Origin of the sequence: Curtobacterium flaccumfaciens (genome assembly GCF_051548005.1) — a bacterium.
GTDB lineage: Bacteria > Actinomycetota > Actinomycetes > Actinomycetales > Microbacteriaceae > Curtobacterium.
The window spans coordinates 1-14,257 of the sequence record NZ_JBPUGH010000084.1 but is presented as its reverse complement, the minus strand read 5'-3'; the positions used below and the strand labels follow the sequence as shown (position 1 = coordinate 14,257).

Genomic DNA, 14,257 nt, shown 5'->3' with positions numbered 1-14,257 from the left:
CGGGGGCGCCGCCCGGTGGACGTGAGCGGCGTGGCGGGGGGTACGCCGCGCCTCCAGGCCGCCACTCGGCTCCAAAAGTCCTCCACTTTCCTCCACGCCCTCCACTGCGCTCCACATCCCCGGTTTTCCGGCCCAGTGCTGCGCCGGAACTGCCGCCGCGGCCCGAGCCGACCGCCCCAGTTGGGGGCACAGGGGCGATTTCGGGGATGAATTCCCCACCGCGGGGAGGGGAGTGGAGTAAAGTGGGGCTCGCAACGGTCCGGTGGAGCGGAGGGGAGGCCCGACGTGCTGCTCGGTACCTACGCCCCGAAGCTCGACGAGAAGGGTCGCGTGATCCTCCCCGCCAAGTTCCGGGACGAGCTGTCCGGGGGGCTCGTGATGACCCGCGGGCAGGAGCGCTGCGTCGTCGTCTTCAGCGCGGACACGTTCGAGGAACTCCACGAGCGCATCCGCACCGCTCCGATGACGTCGAAGCGCACCCGGGACTACATGCGCCTGTTCCTCTCCGGAGCGAGCGCAGAGCAGCCCGACAAGCAGAACCGCGTCACGATCCCGCAGAACCTCCGCGACTACGCGGGGCTCGAGCGGGACCTGACGGTCATCGGCTCCGGTGACCGTGCCGAGATCTGGTCGACCCCCGCGTGGGAGGCCTACTACGCCGAGGTCGAAGAGGGCTTCGCCGACAACGACGAGGAGGTGATCCCGGGGATCTTCTGATCCGCGGATCGGGACTCCCAGCCGTGGTGCCCTGACGTCACTTCCCCGACGTCAGGTCGCATGGATGGGGATCCGGACCCGCGGCCCGGAAGGCACAGGGGCTGACATGGCCGACGACAACGAACCGAACCAGCAGCGGGAACGCTTCCCGCACACGCCGGTGATGCTCGAGCGCATCGTCGAGCTGTTCACGCCGACGCTCGAGGGCCCCGGCAAGGTCGTGGTCGACGCGACCCTCGGCATGGGCGGCCACTCCGAGGGGTTGCTCGAGCGCTTCCCGGAGCTCACGCTCATCGGCCTCGACCGCGACACCGACGCGCTCGGCATCGCGGGGGAGCGGCTCGCCCGCTTCGGTGACCGCGTCCGCCTCGTGCACACGGTCTACGACGGCATCGCCGAGGCGATCGAGGGCGAGGGCTTCGACGAGGTCGACGGCGTGCTGTTCGACCTCGGCGTCAGCTCGCTCCAGCTCGACCGGGCCGAGCGCGGGTTCGCGTACAGCCAGGACGCACCGCTCGACATGCGCATGGACCGCACCGAGGGGCAGACCGCTGCCGACGTCCTCGCGACCTACGACGAGGGCGAGCTCCGTCGGATCTTCCAGCGCTACGGCGAGGAGAAGCTCGCCGGCCGCTACGCACGGGCCATCGTCGAGCGTCGTGCCACGAAGCCGTTCACGATGTCTGGCGACCTCGTGCAGGTGCTCCACGACGCGACGCCGGTGGCGATCCAACGCCAGGGGCACCCCGCCAAGCGTGTGTTCCAGGCGCTGCGCATCGAGGTGAACGCCGAGCTCAGCGTGCTCGAGCGGGCGATCCCGGCCGCGCTCGACGTCATCGCGGTCGGTGGCCGGATCGTCGTCGAGTCGTACCAGTCGCTCGAGGACCGCATGGTGAAGCGCGAGCTCGCCGCGCGGACCACGTCGAGCGCCCCCGCCGGCCTGCCGGTCGAGCTACCCGAGCACCGCCCCACATTCCAGCTGGTCGTCAAGGGCGCCGAACTGGCCGACGAGGCCGAACGCGCCGCCAACCCCCGAGCCATCCCCGTGCGCCTGCGCGCGGCCGAACGGATCCGGAAGTGACATGAGCACGAACCTCGCACTCGTCGACCCCGTCGTCCCGTCCCGCGCGCCCCGACCCCCGCGACAGGACCGGCCCGAGCTCGTCGAGGTCGCCCCGAGCCGGGCGCAGCGTCGTGCACGCCCGCGGATCGCCTACGCGATCGTGGCCGTCTCGGCGCTCGGCATCCTGCTCCTGGCGCAGCTCGGGATCAGCATGGTGCTCAGCCAGGGGGCGTACACGCTCAACTCGCTCGACGCCGAGCAGACCAAGCTCACGCGGACGCAGCAGTCGCTCTCCGAGGAGCTGCGCGTGCTCGACTCGCCGCAGAACCTCGCCCGCAACGCGCAGGGCCTCGGCATGATCGCGAACTCGACGCCGGTGTACCTCGACCCGAAGACCGGACGCGTGTACGGCACGCCGACCCCGGCGAAGGCGGACGAGGCGACGGCGGCGACCGAGAACCTCGTGCCGAACTCGCTGCTGCAGGACGTCCCGCTCGTCACCAAGGGCAGGGGGACGGAGAAGGCCGCGGCCGAAGAGGGCAACGCGACGAAGAACACGACGGACACGGCCGACGCTGAGAAGACCGGCGGCGCCAGCGCGTCGGACGGGGCATCACCGAAGTCGTCCGTAGAGTCCGACCCGAACCAGCTCCAGGCTCCCACCACCCGGTGACCGTGGCGCTGGTGCCCGCCACCACCGGGACCGCCACGACCGGGACCGGCAGCACCGGGACCGCCACCATCGGGAAGGACCGCGCCGCGTGACCAAGACGATCCGCAACCGACGACTGCGCTACAGCGTGGTGATGATCGCCGTGATCGCCCTCGTGGCGGTGTTCGTCATCCGGCTCGTCGACATCCAGGTGGTCCAGGCCGCCGACCTCGACCAGGCGTCTGAGGCGAAGCGCAGCATCCCGGTCACGGTCTACGGCAACCGCGGGTCGATCGTCGACCGCAACGGCGTCGAACTCGCCGACAGCGTCACCCGGTACAACATCACGACGGCGCCCCGCCTGGTGTCGAAGTTCACGGGCAAGCTCGGCGGCACGCGGGTGAAGGACGTCAGTGTCGACACCGCGCTGGACGCCCTCGTGAAGGCCTCCGGGGGTGACCTGAAGACCATGCGCGAGAACATCGCGGCCGACCCGAAGTCGGACTTCGCCTACCTCGTCAAGGGTCTCGACGTGAAGCACTACGAGGCCGTGACCGCCCTGCAGATCCCGTGGGTCTACGCCGAACCGCAGGCCGCCCGGGTGTACCCGACCGGAGCGACCACCGGGAACATCACCGGCTTCCTCGGCACCGACGGTGCACAGGCCGGCCTCGAGTTGGCGTACGACAAGTGCCTCGCGGGCGTGAACGGCTCGCAGACCTACGAGCGCGGTGCGGACGGCGTGCAGCTCCCGGGATCGACCGTGACGACCAAGCAGGCCAAGGACGGCGGCACGCTCGAGACGACGATCGACAGCGACCTCCAGTACATGGCGAACCAGACGATCGCCTCGGCCGGCAAGCAGCTGCAGGCACAGTCCGCGACGGCGACGGTCACGAACGCGAAGACCGGTGAGGTCCTCGCGGTCGCGGACTGGCCGACCGTGGACCCCAACGACGTGGACGCGACGACGGACAAGGGCGCCTACGGGTCGCGCGCGATCACCGACACGTACGAGCCCGGGTCGACGATCAAGGCCGCCATCGCCGCCGCCCTGATCAACGAGGGCAAGTCGAGCCCGACCGACGGCACCACCGTCCCGTACTCCCGGACGTTCCCGTGGGGTGGGTCGATCCACGACGCCGAGTACCACGAGACCGAGCGGTTGACGCTCACCGGGATCCTGCAGGACTCGTCGAACGTCGGCATCACGGAGCTCGGTGAACGCCTGACCCAGCAGCAGCGCTACGAGTACATGAAGAAGTTCGGTCTGTTCGAGCCGGAGAGCGCCATCGACTACCCCGGCCAGCCGGCGATGGAGTACGGCGCCAGCCCCGACTGGAGCAGCCAGACGGGCATCAACTCGATGTTCGGGCAGGGCATCTCGACGACGGCGCTCCAGGTCGCCAGCATCTACCAGACGCTCGCGAACCAGGGTGTCCGGATCCCGCTGCACTTCGTGAAGGGCTGTGCGACGGCCGACGGCAAGACCATCGACGCGCCCGACGTGCAGCCGGAGCGCGTGGTGTCCGCCAGCGCGGCCCAGCAGACGGTCAAGATGCTGCAGAGCGTCGTCAACGGCGGCACGCTCGTGGGCATGCAGCCGATCTCGGGCTACAACGTCGCCGCGAAGACCGGTACCGCCGAGGTGGCCGAGGGCTCGAAGGGCTACGGCGCCCAGCGCATCATCTCCGTGGCCGGAATGGCACCTGCGGAAGACCCCCAGTATGTTGTCACGGTGACGTTCACGAAGCCGCAGACGAGCAAGTTCTCGTCCGGTGCGGCTCCGGCGTTCCGAACCCTCATGTCCCAGGTGCTCGAGAAGTACCGAGTAACCCCCTCCGCGTCCGAGGCGAAGCTGTACCCGTCCACGTGGTGAGGAAGAAGGAGCACTTGTCCGCACGGATCCCCCCGGTCCTCCGACCCGAACACCCCACCCCCCGATCGGTCGCCGAATTGGCGAACGGCTTCGGGCTGCGCATCGTCGGCTCGCTCGACGGCGTCGAGACCACGGGTGTCACCCTGAGCGCTGCCGAGGTGCAGCCCGGTGACCTGTTCGTCGGTGTGCACGGCGCGAACCGCCACGGCGCCCAGTTCGCGAGCGAGGCCGCCGAGCGCGGTGCCGTCGCGGTCCTGACCGACGCCGACGGTGTCGCACTCGCGGAACCGTCGGGCCTGCCCGTGCTCGTGGTCGACGACCCGCGCGCGGCCCTCGGCGACGTCTCCGCGTGGGTGTACCGGACACACCCCGACGAGGCGACGGACCTCCCGCAGCTCTTCGCCACCACGGGGACGAACGGCAAGACGAGCACCTCCTACATCCTCGAGGGCATCCTCAAGCAGCTCGGCCTCGTCGCCGGCCTGAGCTCCACGGCCGAACGGCACATCGGCACGCTCAGCGTGACGAGCCGCCTGACCACGCCGGAGGCGAGCGAGATGCACGCGCTCCTCGCCCGCATGCGCGAGGCCGAGGTCCGTGCCGTGGCCGTCGAGGTCAGCGCGCAGGCGCTCAGCCGCCACCGTGTCGACGGGATCGTGTTCGACGTTGCCGGCTTCACGAACCTGTCGCACGACCACCTCGACGACTACGCCGACATGGAGGAGTACTACCAGGCCAAGCTGCCGCTCTTCCAGCCCGAGCACGCCCGTCGCGGGGTCGTCTCGCTCGACACCGACTGGGGGCACCGCGTGGTGCAGGACTCCCGCATCCCGGTGACGACCATCACGGTGCACCCCGAGGTCGAGGCCGAGTGGCACGTCGACATCGTCGAGGCGCACGCCGCCTACACCGAGTTCCGCCTCACCGGGCCCGAGGGCCGCGAGCTGACCACCCGTGTGCCGCTCATCGGGTGGCACATGGCCGCCAACGCCGCGCTCGCGATCGTGATGCTCGTCGAGGGCGGGTTCGAGCTCGGCGCGATCGCGCAGGCGCTCGAGACGAACCACCGCCGGTACCCCGACGAGGACGAGCGCGAAGCGCGTGGCGAGTCGACCAGCGCCATCGAGTGCTACCTGCCCGGCCGCACGGAGCGCGTCTCGGGTGCACACGGCCCGAGCGTCTACGTCGACTTCGGGCACAGCCCCGACGCGTTCGAGAACACCCTCGCCGCCGTCCGCCAGTTCACGCCCGGCCGGGTCCTCATGCTCTTCGGTGCGGACGGCGACCGCGACACGACGAAGCGTGCCGACATGGCGCGGGTCGCCGCCGCCGGCAGCGACGTGCTCGTGATCACCGACCACCACCCGCGCTTCGAGGACGCCGCGTCGATCCGGAAGACCCTGGTCGACGCCGCTCGCGAGGCCTACCCGGACCACGAGCTCTACGAGGTCAGCCCGCCCGAGGCCGCGATCCGCAAGGCAGTGAGCCTGCTCGGCGAAGGCGACTCGATCCTCTGGGCCGGCCCGGGCCACCAGGACTACCGCGACATCCAGGGTGTCCGCACGCCCTACTCGGCCCGTGACGAGGCCCGCCAGGCCCTGCGTGAAGCCGGCTGGGAACCGAACAGCGGCCCGCAGGAGGAGACGCGATGATCGCCATGACCCTCGCCGAGATCGCCGCCGCGGTCGACGGCGAGCTGATCGGTGGTGCCCAGGCAACTGACGTCGCCGACCAGGCGGACCTGGTCGTCGACGGCTCCGTCGAGACGGACTCCCGCCTCGTCACCCCCGGCAGCGTCTTCTTCGCCCTCCCCGGTGAGGTCACCGACGGCCGCCGCTTCGTGCCCGCCGCCACCGAGGCCGGCGCCGCCCTGGTCATCACGCCCGAGCGCGTCGACACGACCGCGCCGCAGATCGTCGTCGCCGACGGGTACGCCGCCCTCGCCGCGCTCGCGCACGAGGTCGTCGCCCGGGTCCGCGCGTCGAGTGCCGACCGCGTCGACGCCGAGGGCCGTCCGGCCCCGCTGCGCGTCGTCGGCATCACCGGGTCGAACGGCAAGACGAGCACGAAGAACATGCTCGCCACGATCCTGTCGACGCAGGGTGAGACGATCGCGCCGAAGGGCTCCTTCAACAACCACGTCGGTGCCCCGATCTCGATGCTGCGCACCACCCACGACACGCGGTTCCTCGTGGTCGAGATGGGCGCGAGCGGCAAGGGACACATCGCCAAGCTCGTCTCCATCGCGGAACCCGACGTCGGCGTCGTCCTCAAGGTGGGCCTCGCGCACGCCGGCGAGTTCGGCGGGATCGAGGCCACCCAGAAGGCCAAGTCCGAGATGGTCACCGACCTGCCGGAGAGCGCCACGGCCCTCCTCAACGTCGACGACGACCGCGTCGCCGCGATGCGCGACCTGACGCGCGCCCGCGTCGTCGGCTTCGGCACGTCTGCCGACGCCGACTACCGCATCGCGGGGATCGAGACGGACCGGACCGGGACGCGCTTCACCCTGACCGGACCCAGCGGCGACCAGCCTGGGCCCACGCCGCCGGTTCCGGATCGACGCGCCGGCGGCGAGCCGGCCGTGCCGGTGGGGAGAGGCACGGATCGCCCCGCCGAGACCACCGACGTCCGCCTCGCGATCATCGGGGAACACCACGCGATGAACGCCAGCGCGGCGCTCACGGTGGCGAACCTGTGGGGCGTCCCCCTCGCCACCGGCGCCGAGGCGCTCGCGTCGATGACGCGAGCCGAGCGCTGGCGCATGGAGATCCTCCCGGGCGGTCCGGAGGGTGTGACCGTCATCAACGACGCGTACAACGCGTCGCCGGACTCGACCGCAGCGGCGCTGCGGACCCTGGCGCAGATCGTGCGGCCGGGGGAGCGCGCGGTCGCCGTGCTCGGCGAGATGAGCGAGCTCGGCGAGTTCGCGACCGAGGAGCACGACCGGCTCGGCCGGCTCGTGGTCCGGCTCGGCATCGGGCAGCTCGTGGTCGTCGGCCGCGGCGCCATGCCGATCCACCAGGCTGCCACCCTCGAGGGATCGTGGGACGGCGAGTCAGTGTTCACCGAGGACGTCGACGAGGCCGTCCGCACCCTCGAGGCCATGCTCCGCCCCGGCGACGTGGTCCTCGTCAAGTCCTCGAACTCCGCCGGACTGCGCTTCCTCGGAGACCGACTCGGAGGAGTCACCGAATGATCGCGCTCCTGGTCGCCGGCGCCGTGTCGCTGGTGTTCACGCTGCTGCTGACGCCGCTCTTCATCAAGCTGTTCCACCGTCTCGGGTGGGGACAGTTCATCCGCGACGACGGCCCGCAGTCGCACCACACCAAGCGTGGGACCGCGACGATGGGCGGCATCGTGCTCATCATCGGCTCGGTGCTGGGCTACTTCGTCGGACACCTCGTCGGTCGTGACTCGGTCACCCTGTCCGGCCTGCTCGTGCTGTTCCTCATGGTCGGCCTCGGCTTCGTCGGCTTCGTCGACGACTTCCTCAAGGTGCGGCGACAGCGGAGCCTCGGGCTCGGCGGCTGGGCCAAGGTGCTCGGCCAGGTCATCGTCGGCGTCATCTTCGCCACCGTGGCGCTCGTCGTGCCGTCCGCCAACGGCAAGCCCCCGGCGTCGACGATGATCTCCGCGATCCGGGACATCCCGTGGCTCGACCTCATGGCCCTCGGCACGGTCATCGGGACGATCCTGTTCCTGGCGTGGATCGTGCTGCTCACGGTGTCGACGTCGAACGGCGTGAACGTCGCGGACGGCCTCGACGGGCTCGCGACCGGGTCGAGCATCCTCGCGATCGGCTCGTACGTGATCATCGGGTTCTGGCAGTCGAACCAGCAGTGCGGCAGCCCGCGCCTCGACGAGACGACCGCCCACGCGTGCTACACCGTGTCGAACCCGCTCGACCTCGCGGTGGTCGCCGCGGCCGTCGTCGGCGGGCTCATCGGCTTCCTCTGGTACAACACGTCGCCGGCGCAGATCTTCCTCGGCGACACCGGCTCACTCGGGCTCGGCGGCGCCCTCGCGGGCCTCGCGGTCCTCAGCCGCACCGAGCTCCTGCTCGTCCTCATCGGCGGCCTGTTCTTCATCGTCACCGGTTCGGTGATCCTGCAGCGGGCGTACTTCAAGATCACGCACGGCAAGCGCATCTTCCGGATGAGCCCGCTGCACCACCACTTCGAGCTCAAGGGCTGGGCCGAGGTGACGGTCGTCGTGCGCTTCTGGATCATCGCCGGGCTGTGCGTCGTCGGTGGCGTCGGCCTGTTCTACCTGGAGTGGATCACCCGTGTCGGCTGACGCGACGACCCCCACGCCCGATCGGCTGACCGGGCTCGACAGCTGGTACGCGGAGGGCTGGAAGGGCCTCCGTGTCGCCGTGCTCGGCCTGGGGTCGACCGGCTTCTCGGTCGCGGACACCCTCGTCGAACTCGGCAGCGAGGTCACGGTGTACGCCCCGGACGGGCCCGCGGACACCGTCGAGCTGCTCGACGTGATCGGGGCGCGGTTCGTGCGCACCCCGCTCGACGCCGTCCCCGACGCGCTGGCCGAGCAGGCACCGGACGTCGTCGTGGTGTCGCCCGGCCTGCCGCCGCACAACGCCTCGGTCCGGTGGTCGGTCGAGCACAGCACGGTCTGGGGCGACATCGAGCTCGCCTGGCGCGTGCGCGACAAGGTCGTCCGGGGGCCGGTCGCCGCACCCTGGGTGACGATCACCGGCACGAACGGCAAGACCACCACCACCCAGCTGACGACCGCGATGTTCGAGGCCGCCGGCCTCCGCGCGGTGTCGTGCGGCAACATCGGCGTGCCCGTGCTCGACGTCGTCCGCGACCCGGACGGCTTCGACGTCCTCGTGGTCGAGCTCTCGAGCCACCAGCTGCACTACATGGCCGAGGACGGCGACGACGCGGTCGTGCCGCTCGCGAGCGCCTGCCTGAACATCGCCGACGACCACCTCGAGTGGCACGGTTCGGCCGAGGCCTACCGAGCGGCGAAGGCGAAGGTCTACGAGCGCACGGTGATGGCGTGCGTCTACAACACGACCGACGCGGTCACCCGGACCATGGTGGAGGGCGCCGACGTCGTGGAGGGGTGCCGAGCCGTCGGCTTCACGCCGGGTGTCCCCGCGGTCGGTGACGTCGGCATCGTCGACGACGTCCTCTGCGACCGCGCCTTCGGGGAGGACCGCCGGTCGAGCGCCCTCGAACTCGCGACCTTCGCAGACCTCGAGGAAGCCGGGCTCGCGAGCCCGCACATGACGATGAACGTCCTCGCCGCCGCAGCGCTCGCCCGTGCCGCCACCGTGCAGCCCGCCGCGATCCAGCAGGCGGTCCGTGGCTTCCGGGCCGATCACCACCGCACCGAGCTCGTCGCCTCCGCCGACGGCATCACCTGGGTCGACGACTCGAAGGCGACGAACCCGCACGCGGCGACCGCGTCGCTGGCCTCGTTCGACACCGTCGTGTGGATCGTCGGCGGCCTGTTCAAGGGCGTCGACGTCGACGGGCTCGTCGAGCGGTTCGGCCCCGGGGTGCGCGGCGTCGTCGTCATCGGCACCGACCGTGCGCCGGTGCTCGAGGCATTCGCACGACACGCGCCGTCGATCCCGGTCCTGCAGGTCGAGGCATCGGACACTGATCAGGTCATGCCCGAGGCGGTCCGGCATGCCGCATCGGTCGCGAGGCCGGGCGACACGGTCCTCCTCGCCCCGGCGGCGGCGTCGTTCGACCAGTTCGACTCGTACTCCGACCGGGGGCGTCGGTTCGCGGCAGCGGTCCACGAGCACCTGGGAGGAAACGGCGATGGCGGACCTTCCGGCGAACGGCCGTAGCGCGAGCACCACGAGCGCGTCGGCGGGCACGGCACGCAGTGGCGCCCCGGCCGGCACGGCACGCGGGACCGACGGCCCGTCGCGGCGTCGCCCCGTGGGCGCCGTCGTCGCGGTGAAGAACGTGTTCGTCGCCGAGTCGGCGACCTTCTACACGATCCTCGGCGTCACGCTCTTCCTCGTCGTCTTCGGCGTCGTCATGGTGCTCTCGTCGTCCAGCGTCGAGCAGTACGCGGCCACCCACGACTTCTTCGGCGCTGCTTCGCGTCAGGGCCTCTACGCGGTGCTCGGCGTGCCGCTCATGCTCATCGCCAGCCGGGTGCCCGCCCGTTCCTGGCGCCGGTGGGCGATGGGGATCCTCGGCGCGGCACTCCTGCTGCAGCTGCTCGTCTACACGCCGTTGGGCGTCGACATCCAGGGCAACCGGAACTGGATCCGCATCGGCTCGTTCAGCGCGCAGCCCTCCGAGGCCGTGAAGCTCGGTCTCGCCCTCGCCGTCGGCGCGATCATGTACGTCAAGCGGGACAAGCTCGACAACTGGAAGGAGCTGTTCGTCCCGATCGGCATCGCCATCGTGCTGCCGCTCGGCCTCGTGCTCCTCGGTGGCGACCAGGGCACGGCGATGATCATGCTCATCCTGGTGCTCGGCGCGCTCTACGTCGGCGGGGCCCGGGCGAAGCACCTGCTCGTGGTCGTCGGCACGATCGCCGTCGTGCTGCCGTTCATCACCATGACCTCGGCGTCACGGTCGTACCGCATCAACGCCTGGCTCTCCGGCTGCACCGACTCGAACCAGTACCAGGACCTCTGCTGGCAGCCCGTGCACGGCATGTGGGCGCTCGCGTCCGGCGGGGTCTTCGGCGTCGGGCTCGGCAACTCCAAGGCGAAGTGGTCGTGGCTGCCCGAGGCCGACAACGACTACATCTTCGCGATCATCGGCGAGGAACTTGGCCTCATCGGCGCGGTGGTCGTGCTCGCACTCTTCGTGGTCCTCGCGATCAGCATGATCAAGGTCATCCGGCAGAGCCGCGACCCCTTCGTGAAGACGGTCACCGGCGGCATCCTCGCCTGGATCGTCGGGCAGGCGCTCGTCAACATCGCGGTGGTCCTCGGACTCCTGCCGGTGCTCGGCGTCCCCTTGCCGCTCATCAGCGCCGGCGGGTCGGCGCTCATCATGACCCTCATCGGCATCGGTGTCGTGCTCTCGTTCGCGCGCGAGCTGCCGGGCAAGCGCTCGGACGACCCCGGCATCGACGCCCGTACCGCCCTGCACACCAGCGTCCGTGGCGGCACCAGCGCCGGCACCAGCACCACCCCGCGCGGTCCGCGCACGAACGGAGCCCAGCGGTGAGCCGCTACCTCTTCGCCGGCGGCGGGACCGCCGGCCACGTGAACCCCCTGCTCGCGGTCGCCGACCGGCTGACCGAGCGCGACCCCGACGCCGAGGTCATCGTGCTCGGCACCGCCGAGGGCCTCGAGTCCCGCCTGGTCCCGATGCGCGGCTACGACCTGCTGACGATCCCACGCCTGCCGTTCCCGCGGAAGCCGAACGCCGCGGCGCTCCGCTTCCCGGGCGCCTTCGCCCGTGCGGTCCGGCGCACCGAGGAGATCATCCGAGAGCACCGCATCGACGTCGTGCTCGGTGTCGGTGGCTACGCGGCCGCGCCCGCGTACATCGCCGCCCGTCGGACCGGCACGCCGATCGTGGTGCACGAGCAGAACGCCAAGCCGGGCCTCGCCAACCGCCTCGCCGCGTTCCTCACGGAGCACGTCGGCGTCACGTTCTCGAACACCCGACTCCGGCACGGCCGCGTGGTCGGCATGCCGCTCCGCCGCGAGGTCGAGTCGCTCGACCGGCGTGCCACCCGGGCCGAGGGGCTCGCCGAGTTCGGTCTGGACCCCGACCGTCCGGTGCTGCTCGTGACCGGTGGGTCCTCGGGAGCCCGGAGCATCAACCGCACGGTGAACCGCAGCGCCGCCGCGATCGTCGGTGCCGGGTGGCAGGTGCTGCACGTCGTCGGTGCCAAGTCGGACATCGGGCCGAGCGACCTCGACGGCTACCACGTGCTGCCGTACTGCGACCGGATGGACCTCGCCTACGCCGCGAGCGACTTCGTGGTCTCGCGCTCGGGCGCCGGCATGGTCTGCGAGCTCACCGCCGTCGGGCTGCCGAGCGTCCTCGTGCCGTACCCGGTCGGCAACGGCGAGCAGCGGCACAACGCGAAGGACGTCGTCGACGCCGGGGGAGCGGTCCTCGTGGCCGACGGGGAATTCGACCAGGACTGGGTGACGTTCCAGCTCCTGACGCTCCTGCAGGACCGTGCACGCGTCGCGAGCATGGCGGTCCGTGCGGGCAGCGTCGGACACCGCGACGGCGCCGACCGCATGACGGACCTCGTGCTCGACGCCGCACGGAACGCACCGAGCGCCGCACGGAACGCACACGGCGACGCAGCACGCGACGCCGACGGCCGGTCGACCACCGGCAGCACCACGGAGGAACCATGACCATCAAGCCGGACCTGACCCAGCCGATCCCGGACGACCTCGGGGCCGTCCACTTCGTCGGCGTCGGCGGCTCGGGGATGAGCGGCATCGCCCGGATGTTCCTCGCCGCCGGACACCGCGTCAGCGGCAGCGACTCCCGCGAGACCGCGACCACGCAGACCATGCGCGACCTCGGCGCCGACGTGCACATCGGCCACGAGGCGGCGAACGTCGGCGACGCGGACACGATCGTCGTCACGAGCGCGCTCTGGCCGGACAACCCCGAGCTGCTCGAGGCGCAGCGCCGCGGCATCCCGGTGCTGCACCGCTCCCAGGCCCTCGCGGCGCTCATCGCCGGACAGCGTCTCGTCGCGGTCGCCGGCGCCCACGGCAAGACCACCTCGACGGGCATGGTCGTCACCGCGCTCGTCGAGCTCGGCCTCGACCCGAGCTTCGTCAACGGCGGTGTCATCCAGTCCCTCGGCACGAGCTCGGCACCGGGCTCGAGCGACCTCTTCGTGGTCGAGGCCGACGAGTCCGACGGCTCGTTCCTGCTCTACGACGTCGCGGTGGCGCTCGTCACGAACGTCGACGCCGACCACCTCGACCACTACGGCAGCGAGGAGGCCTTCACGGAGGCGTTCGTGGACTTCGCCACGAAGGCCTCCGAGCGCGTCGTGATCTCGAGCGACGACCCTGGCGCCCAGCAGGTCACGGCCGGGGTCCGGTCTCGTCCGGACGCCCCGGAGATCGTCACCTTCGGCGAGGCCGCCGACGCCGACGTCCGCATCGAGCGCATCACCGAGTCCGCCGGGGTCGAGGTCGACTTCCGCGCCGGTGGTGAGGCGCACCACCTGACGCTCCGCGTGCCCGGTCGGCACAACGCCGTGAACGCCGTCGGGGCGTTCGCGGTCCTCACCGGTCTCGGCGTGGCAGCCGCCGACGCGATCCGCGGGATCGAGGCGTTCGGCGGCACCCAGCGGCGCTTCGAGCTGCACGGCGTCGAGCGTGGTGTCTCGGTGTACGACGACTACGCGCACCACCCGACCGAGGTCGCCGCGGCGCTCCGGGCCGCGCGCAGCGTCGTCGGCGACGGGCGGATCATCGCGATCCACCAACCGCACCTCTACTCGCGCACGCGGCTCATGGCCGGCGACTTCGCGAAGGTCTACGAGGAGCTCGCGGACCACACGGTGGTGCTCGACGTCTACGGTGCACGGGAGGACCCGGAGCCCGGAGTCACCGGCGCGCTCGTGCAGGAGCGGTTCGCGGACCAGTCCCGCGTCGACTTCCTGCCCGACTGGGACGAGGCCTCGGCCCGTGCGGCCGCGGTCGCGCACGAGGGCGACCTCATCATGACCCTCAGCTGCGGTGACGTGTACCGGATCATCCCGCAGGTCCTCGGCGCGCTCCACGAGGGAGCGCAGTCCCGGTGAAGCGTCCCGAGGGGTTCGACGAGCGTCCGGAGCCGACCGCTCCGGACGAGGGCGCCCCGGCGCCCCGGCAGCGTCGTGTTCCCCGTCTGCCGCGCCGTCCGGTCGCGCAGACCCCCGAGGACGGCCTGGAGGCACGGGTCGACCCCGCCCCGGCGGCTGCTGGCCCCGACGCGGTCGGGCAGCAGGACGAGGA

The 14,257-nt window shown here is 71.2% G+C and carries 12 protein-coding genes; all 12 read left to right on the top strand.

The annotated features are described in order from the left end of the window. Positions 1-285: 285 nt before the first annotated feature. On the top strand, positions 286-717 hold the full coding sequence (gene mraZ, locus ACSW7Y_RS10910; protein WP_022904577.1) for a division/cell wall cluster transcriptional repressor MraZ: 432 nt from the start codon (positions 286-288) through the stop codon (positions 715-717). A gap of 106 nt (positions 718-823) precedes the next feature. Then, a complete protein-coding gene (gene rsmH / locus ACSW7Y_RS10905; RefSeq protein WP_438126308.1) occupies positions 824-1,798 on the top strand; it encodes a 16S rRNA (cytosine(1402)-N(4))-methyltransferase RsmH in 975 nt (324 codons plus the stop codon). A gap of 1 nt (position 1,799) precedes the next feature. Beyond that, positions 1,800-2,453, top strand: a complete 654-nt coding sequence (locus tag ACSW7Y_RS10900) for a hypothetical protein (protein ID WP_438126307.1) — start codon at positions 1,800-1,802, stop codon at positions 2,451-2,453. 88 nt (positions 2,454-2,541) lie between these two features. After that, positions 2,542-4,311 (top strand): peptidoglycan D,D-transpeptidase FtsI family protein, encoded by a 1,770-nt coding sequence (locus tag ACSW7Y_RS10895; protein ID WP_438126306.1) that lies wholly within the window; start codon positions 2,542-2,544, stop codon positions 4,309-4,311. 14 nt (positions 4,312-4,325) lie between these two features. Further along, positions 4,326-5,963, top strand: a complete 1,638-nt coding sequence (locus ACSW7Y_RS10890; protein WP_438126305.1) for a Mur ligase family protein — start codon at positions 4,326-4,328, stop codon at positions 5,961-5,963. Continuing rightward, complete coding sequence (locus ACSW7Y_RS10885; RefSeq protein ID WP_438126304.1) at positions 5,960-7,510, top strand: UDP-N-acetylmuramoyl-tripeptide--D-alanyl-D-alanine ligase; 1,551 nt, start codon at positions 5,960-5,962, stop codon at positions 7,508-7,510. The genes ACSW7Y_RS10890 and ACSW7Y_RS10885 overlap by 4 nt, the downstream gene beginning before the upstream one ends. Continuing rightward, positions 7,507-8,610, top strand: coding sequence for a phospho-N-acetylmuramoyl-pentapeptide-transferase (gene mraY, locus ACSW7Y_RS10880; protein WP_438126303.1), 1,104 nt, complete (start codon positions 7,507-7,509; stop codon positions 8,608-8,610). The genes ACSW7Y_RS10885 and mraY overlap by 4 nt, the downstream gene beginning before the upstream one ends. Further along, positions 8,600-10,144, top strand: a complete 1,545-nt coding sequence (gene murD, locus ACSW7Y_RS10875; RefSeq protein ID WP_438126302.1) for a UDP-N-acetylmuramoyl-L-alanine--D-glutamate ligase — start codon at positions 8,600-8,602, stop codon at positions 10,142-10,144. The genes mraY and murD overlap by 11 nt, the downstream gene beginning before the upstream one ends. Continuing rightward, the gene (gene ftsW, locus ACSW7Y_RS10870; protein ID WP_438126301.1) at positions 10,116-11,492 is read left to right on the top strand and encodes a putative lipid II flippase FtsW; all 1,377 of its coding nucleotides are present in this window, start codon (positions 10,116-10,118) and stop codon (positions 11,490-11,492) included. Before murD ends, ftsW begins: the two co-directional genes overlap by 29 nt. Beyond that, positions 11,489-12,649 (top strand): undecaprenyldiphospho-muramoylpentapeptide beta-N-acetylglucosaminyltransferase, encoded by a 1,161-nt coding sequence (gene murG / locus ACSW7Y_RS10865; protein WP_438126300.1) that lies wholly within the window; start codon positions 11,489-11,491, stop codon positions 12,647-12,649. Before ftsW ends, murG begins: the two co-directional genes overlap by 4 nt. After that, the gene (gene murC / locus ACSW7Y_RS10860) at positions 12,646-14,064 is read left to right on the top strand and encodes a UDP-N-acetylmuramate--L-alanine ligase (protein ID WP_438126299.1); all 1,419 of its coding nucleotides are present in this window, start codon (positions 12,646-12,648) and stop codon (positions 14,062-14,064) included. The genes murG and murC overlap by 4 nt, the downstream gene beginning before the upstream one ends. Continuing rightward, a partial coding sequence (locus tag ACSW7Y_RS10855) for a hypothetical protein (RefSeq protein ID WP_438126298.1) occupies positions 14,061-14,257 on the top strand: 197 nt, incomplete at its 3' end. The genes murC and ACSW7Y_RS10855, both read left to right, overlap by 4 nt.

Bases quoted from the DNA above. Each gene is read 5' to 3' on its own strand.
- rsmH (WP_438126308.1), top strand. From the start codon at position 824: ATGGCCGACGACAACGAACCGAACCAGCAGCGGGAACGCTTCCCGCAC.
- ACSW7Y_RS10900 (WP_438126307.1), top strand. From the start codon at position 1,800: ATGAGCACGAACCTCGCACTCGTCGACCCCGTCGTCCCGTCCCGCGCG.
- ACSW7Y_RS10885 (WP_438126304.1), top strand. From the start codon at position 5,960: ATGATCGCCATGACCCTCGCCGAGATCGCCGCCGCGGTCGACGGCGAG.
- mraY (WP_438126303.1), top strand. From the start codon at position 7,507: ATGATCGCGCTCCTGGTCGCCGGCGCCGTGTCGCTGGTGTTCACGCTG.
- ftsW (WP_438126301.1), top strand. From the start codon at position 10,116: ATGGCGGACCTTCCGGCGAACGGCCGTAGCGCGAGCACCACGAGCGCG.
- murC (WP_438126299.1), top strand. From the start codon at position 12,646: ATGACCATCAAGCCGGACCTGACCCAGCCGATCCCGGACGACCTCGGG.